Below are 6,000 nucleotides of genomic sequence, written 5' to 3' on the forward strand. Positions count from 1 at the left end.
CATGCACTAACGCTTGAGCTGATGCTTCAACGACGTCTGTTGCTAAGCCTACGCCGTGGAACATTTGTTCATTATATTTTGCGGTAATATCAACTTGTCCAAGCGCATTTTGACCTTCGCCTTTTGCACTCAACTTGTAATTAGTAATATTGATTTTGCGATCTGTTGCTCGAGCAATGGCATTATATGCCGCATCCACAGGACCATTTCCTGTGGCAGCCTCAGTAATATCTTTACCATCTACAGCAATACGTACCGTGGCAGTCGCTACACCTTCAGTCGAATCTGAATGCACCATCATGTGCTGAAGCTGGTACTTATCGTCATCTTGCGCTTGCGACTCCATAAATACCAATGCTTCTAAATCGTAATCGAACACTTGGCCTTTCTTATCCGCTAGGGTTAAAAACTGCTCGTAAAGGCTGTCCATGTCATAGTCAGTTGGTTTGTAGCCCATTTCTTCCATGCGGTGTTTAATCACATGGCGACCAGAGCGTGAAGTCATGTTCAAGTTATTACGGTTTAAGCCAATACTTTCCGGTGTCATAATCTCGTAAGTATTTTTTGCTTTAAGCATACCGTCTTGGTGAATGCCTGACGAATGAGAAAATGCATTGGTACCCACAATCGCCTTATTAGCTTGGATCGGCATGTTACATAACTGGCTGACTAGCGATGAGGTGCGGTGGATTTCTTTGGCGTTAATTCCACAATCCAAATCAAGCAAACCTTTACGGGTAGCAAGGATCATGGCGATTTCTTCTAACGAGCAGTTACCGGCACGTTCACCAATACCATTAATAGTACATTCAACTTGGCGAGCGCCCATTTCAACTGCTGCGATGGAATTAGCGACCGACAAACCTAAATCGTCATGACAATGAACCGAGATCACTGCTTGATCGATATTCGGAACTCGATTAAATAAGGTTTGAATAATCCCACCAAACTCACTTGGTACTGTATAACCAACGGTATCAGGAATATTAATGGTACGAGCACCAGCTTTAATGGCCTCTTCAACCATACGACACAAATTGTCTATTGGTGTACGACCAGCATCTTCACATGAAAACTCAACATCGTCCGTAAATCGTCTGGCGTATTTAACCGCATTAACGGCCATTTCTAATACATCATCAAAAGAGCGCTTTAATTTACTTTCAACGTGAATGGTCGAGGTAGAAATAAAGGTGTGAATTCGAAACTGATCGGCTACCGACAAAGCTTGGGCTGCAGCATCAATGTCTTTTTCAAGTGCACGAGATAGCGCACACACACGGCTGTTTTTAATGGTTTTAGCAATCGTCTGCACTGATTTAAAATCGCCCGGAGAAGAAACAGGAAACCCAACTTCCATGACATCCACGCCTAAACGCTCAAGTGCTAGGGCAATTTGTAGCTTTTCTTTAACGGTTAAACTGGCTGCTAATGCTTGCTCACCATCACGTAAGGTAGTATCAAAAATTATGACTCTATTGGACATCGAATTTCTCCATCGATCATCATGTTTATTTGAATTAGCTGCGAGGTACACAGCTGGTTCATTTCAAAAGGGCTAAAAAAAACCCCGCGACTATTAGCGCGGGGTTTGTGTATGCTTAATGAATTATTTTGCATGTAACACAAAGGACTCCGCGCAGGATATGCGTGAGAGGAGAAGGAGTCCGAGTAAAACTGATTGTGTGTTCATGATGTTAATATTCACTTTTAATAACTAATTATGCTAAATGTTCGACATACAAAATATGTCTGTACCTAATATGTAACGCGACCAGCCTTCTGTGTCAACCCTAATTTGGTCAACGTGAAAAAGATGATAGCGTACTAGTGCTTCATTACAGTTAACCAACGACGAACTCAACCAATATTGATTAACTTTCAATTAATGAACTTACCTCTCAAAGTGCAAATAAACATCAACCTAAGTTGCTGCATCGATTATATTTTTATGTATACGGATATAAATAATCGTATACTGCTATTACCCCATGTTAAGTAGATATATGACGATGATGTTGTCGAAAAAGAGTATTGAATATAACTTTAGTCGCATTTTTGCTTTAATCTTTGGCCTCACGCTATATTTAGCGACTACGGCTATTTTCGCTCAACCATCGCAACGCGTATTACTCTCAGGCGATATCATTACCGAAACTCAACAGCTGAGTATTCGAGAACAGCTCGATGTGATCAGTCATATTAATAGCCAACGGTCTGCAGATGCCAAAATACTCATTGACGAACTTGAGCAACTACACGCTAAACAACCACTAACCAATATAAATGCTCTGCGCTTAACACTGTTACATTGTTTTAACTTATTAGAGTTTAATGAGTTTAACCAAGCTATTGTCTTGGCAAAGCAAGGTGAGAGTATTGCCAGACAGTTTAAATATGACACAGCTCGCCCCTACTTTATACAATGCCAAGCAGCTGCACATCAGAGCCTTGGCAATATACTGCAAGAGCAGCTTCTCACAGAGGATGCACTACGTTTAGCCAAGCGTTATTCTGAAAAACAAGCTATTGTAAATAGTCTTTTTCTAAGCAGTAGTCAAAACACCAGCCTAGAAAACTATAACCAATCGATTGAAGATTTACGTTTAGCATTAGATATTTTTAGTGATGCTCAGGCACAATTTCAGGATTGGTATTTGGTCCCTAAATCATACTTGCTATCTGAAATTGCAAATGTATTTTTTTCAATGGGGGACCTTAAAGAGGCATTACACTTTGCAGAATTAACATATGAAGATTCATCGACCTTTGGCAAGCTAGAATTTGCATTTGCAATTAATTTAGCTCGTATCAGTATTACATTGAATGATAGAGAAAAAGTACTTTACTACCTCGAAAAAGCTGAAACTGCAAAGAGCAAAAATACCTCAGAAAGAGATTTAACAACTAGTAATTCCTTATTGGCAAGTGTTTACTTGTATGTTGGCGATTATGATATTGCTGAACAACTCTCTTTATCAAGCATCGAACTATTCAAAAAATACCAAGAGCCAATCAATGTCATGCGCATCAAGCGTACATTAGCCAAAGTGTATTTTGCACAAAACAAAGACAACCAGGCATTGTCACTGCTGAATGAAATTATTGAGCAAGCTACTGAACTTGAACAATTTTCGGATTTAGAAGAGTTTAACCAGGTAATCAGCCAATACTACGCCGAACAAAATCAATTTGAATCGGCCTATCAATTTCAGGTGCAGCGTTTTGATGCTGCCAAACAAGCCACAGCTAAGTTAAACAATGCCCACTTTATGCAGTATAAGGCCAGAATAACAGCACAAAGTGAAGCCAGTACACCACCAGAGAAACCTGTCAGTAACATCAATCAAAACTTAACCATTACCGCCTTAATTATTTTGTTATTGTCCGTTGGATTGGTCCTATTTTTGGCCCGCAAACCACAACGCCTCAATAGTGTAAATGCTCAAGAAGAAGACCAGCAGCAACGTATCGATAATATGCTAGATAATGCCAAACAAGGACACTATCAACTAAGCATGCTGCTGATTAATATCAACCATAATAATATTGCGGATATACCCTTTATCATTCCGCGGCTCAAAAACACACTTAGAGAGCAAGACCAATTGTTTCGGCATAATACCAATGAGCTCATTATTATCTTGCCACACGCATCGTCAGTGGGGGCGGCAAGAGTCATAACCCAAATAGAGCAAGTACTTGGCGAATGGAAATCAGAGATCAAAGTAAATATTGGTATGGCGAGTTTACAACAACTTGACACTTTTGAAGTGCTCGTAAAAAAAGCGGTTCTGAATCAATTGAATAAAATAAAATCTCAAGAAAAAAGTAATTCTCCTGATGAAAACTAAACCATCAACCTTTGGTCAGATAATCAGAAATTTCATCTAAAAATTCGCCACCAAATCGGTCAAGCTTAATCTGCCCGACACCATTTACTGCGAGCATCTCGCCAGGGCTTGTGGGCAACATCGCACACATCTCAGCGAGCGTTGCATCGTTAAAGACTAAATAGGGTGGAATGTCATTTTTTTCCGCCAGTTCGCGACGCAGTAATTTTAACCGAGCAAACAACTTACGATCATACTGTTGCGGCGCACGCCCATTGGGTTTGCGCTTCACATCAATCAATTGAATCCGAGGTTCCGCTAACATTAGCGACAATTCTGATTTAAGGATTGGTCTTGCGGCAGGGTTAAGCTTAATTGCAGAGCCGCGGGTAATATCCTGACTCATCAAACCTAAATGAATTAATTGGCGGATAACACTAAGCCAAAACTCAGTTGATTTATCTTTACCAATGCCCCATGTCGATAACTTATCATGGCCTCTATCTACGATGTTGGCCGCTTTTGAACCACGTAATACTTCAATTACATGGTGGATACCGAAACGTTGCTGTAAACGATAAATACAAGACAGCACTTTTTGAGCATCTTCAGTACCATCATATCGCTTAGGTGGGTCAAGGCAGATATCACAGTTACCACAAGGTTTTGAAGCCACTTCATCAAAGTAGTTTAACAACACTTGTCGACGACAAGTTTGCGCTTCAGCGAATGCTGCCATGGTATGCAATTTATGAAATTCGACTTGTTGTTGGGGCCCAGGTTCAGATTGCTCAATCAAATGCCTAACCCGGCCTATATCGGCAGGGTCAAACAACATATAAGCTTCAGCATCTAAACCGTCGCGGCCTGCACGGCCTGTTTCTTGGTAATAAGCTTCAATGCTTTTAGGAATATCGTAATGCACCACAAAGCGTACGTTAGATTTGTTAATCCCCATTCCAAAGGCCACCGTAGCCACCACAATATCAACTTGATCTTTTAGAAATTTATCTTGAACGTTACCACGATCTTCCTGGCTCAAACCGGCATGATATGCTTGAGCATTAAATCCTTGTAAACGTAAACGCTCAGCCACTTCATCAACTCGTCGACGACTGCTGCAATACACAATACCACTGGTGCCATTTTGGATAGTTAAAAACTGACGCAATTGATTAGCCGCATTAAGCTTTTCAGCCACGGTATACCGAATATTTGGTCGGTCAAAACTGGACAATAAAGTATAAGGGGTCACCCCTAAGCGTTCGCAAATGCTTAAACGCGTGGCGTGGTCTGCAGTCGCAGTTAAGGCCATTAAAGGTAAGTAAGGGAAATATTCTTTTAACTGACCCAAAGCCGCATATTCAGGTCTAAAATCATGACCCCATTGACTAATACAATGCGCTTCATCAACGGCAAACATCGAAACATCGACTGATTGCAGGCGCTCAATAAAATCAGGACGCAGAAGTCTTTCAGGAGAGACATACAACAATTTAATCTCACCAGAATGTAATTTGCGTAACACCTCTGCACTTTGCTCACGCGGTAAAGATGAATTGAGATAAGCAGCTGACACACCACTTTGCAGTAAACTGTCGACTTGGTCTTTCATTAACGAAATTAATGGCGACACCACCACGGTCACACCAGGCAACACAATAGCAGGCAATTGATAGCACATACTTTTGCCGCCACCGGTAGGCATAATCACTAAGGTATCTTGGCCCTGTAAACTTTGCTCAATGACTTCTCGCTGCCCTTCACGAAAGGCGCGATAACCAAAAACTTGCTGCAGGCTCGCGGCAAGTACATCTTGCTCTGTCGTCAACACATCTGAGGACGCAATATTGGTCGAAATCGGAGTATCCATTAACACTACATCATCATTCAAAGGGCATTCATTTTAAAGCACTGAGCCACAGATGTCTTGAACCAAAACGCCTTTGCTATGTTTTCAGCCAAGATAGAAGATTGAGTCGAAGCCACTTTAGGGTTAGATTAAATACTCTATGCCAGTAAGCCCGACCAATATACAACAACGATAATAATAATAAAACGACAAGGATTGCTCATGACCACATCTATTCAAACCCAAGCTTTACAGCAAGTTGCTAATATTTTTGATCAGCATGTTCCATTCCATAATCTGCTCGGTTTAGACATC

3 protein-coding genes and 1 pseudogene are annotated in these 6,000 nt (G+C 41.0%); 2 read left to right on the top strand and 2 right to left on the bottom strand.

The features are described from left to right. Positions 1-1,486 (bottom strand): 2-isopropylmalate synthase (gene leuA, locus CXF78_RS11570; protein WP_102036866.1); only part of this gene is annotated, 1,486 nt, incomplete at its 3' end. 505 nt (positions 1,487-1,991) lie between these two features. Between leuA and CXF78_RS11575 the strand changes: the two genes are divergently transcribed. Next, positions 1,992-3,854 (top strand): tetratricopeptide repeat protein, encoded by a 1,863-nt coding sequence (locus tag CXF78_RS11575; protein WP_123882630.1) that lies wholly within the window; start codon positions 1,992-1,994, stop codon positions 3,852-3,854. A 4-nt stretch (positions 3,855-3,858) separates the two neighbouring features. Here CXF78_RS11575 and recQ read toward each other — a convergent pair whose 3' ends face one another. Then, positions 3,859-5,706 carry a DNA helicase RecQ gene (recQ, locus tag CXF78_RS11580; RefSeq protein ID WP_180957125.1) on the bottom strand — a complete coding sequence of 616 codons (1,848 nt, stop codon included), beginning with the start codon at positions 5,704-5,706 and terminating at the stop codon, positions 3,859-3,861. Positions 5,707-5,907: 201 nt separating this feature from the next. On the opposite strand from recQ, the pseudogene CXF78_RS21835 reads away from it, so the two are divergent. Beyond that, positions 5,908-6,000: pseudogene (locus tag CXF78_RS21835) on the top strand (thioesterase family protein); the annotation flags it as partial.

The organism is Shewanella sp. 11B5 (genome assembly GCF_002836795.1).
Classification (GTDB): domain Bacteria; phylum Pseudomonadota; class Gammaproteobacteria; order Enterobacterales; family Shewanellaceae; genus Shewanella; species Shewanella frigidimarina.

Excerpts from the sequence above, each read along its gene's own strand:
- CXF78_RS11575 (WP_123882630.1), top strand. The coding sequence starts at position 1,992 with ATGTTAAGTAGATATATGACGATGATGTTGTCGAAAAAGAGTATTGAA.
- recQ (WP_180957125.1), bottom strand. The coding sequence starts at position 5,706 with ATGGATACTCCGATTTCGACCAATATTGCGTCCTCAGATGTGTTGACG.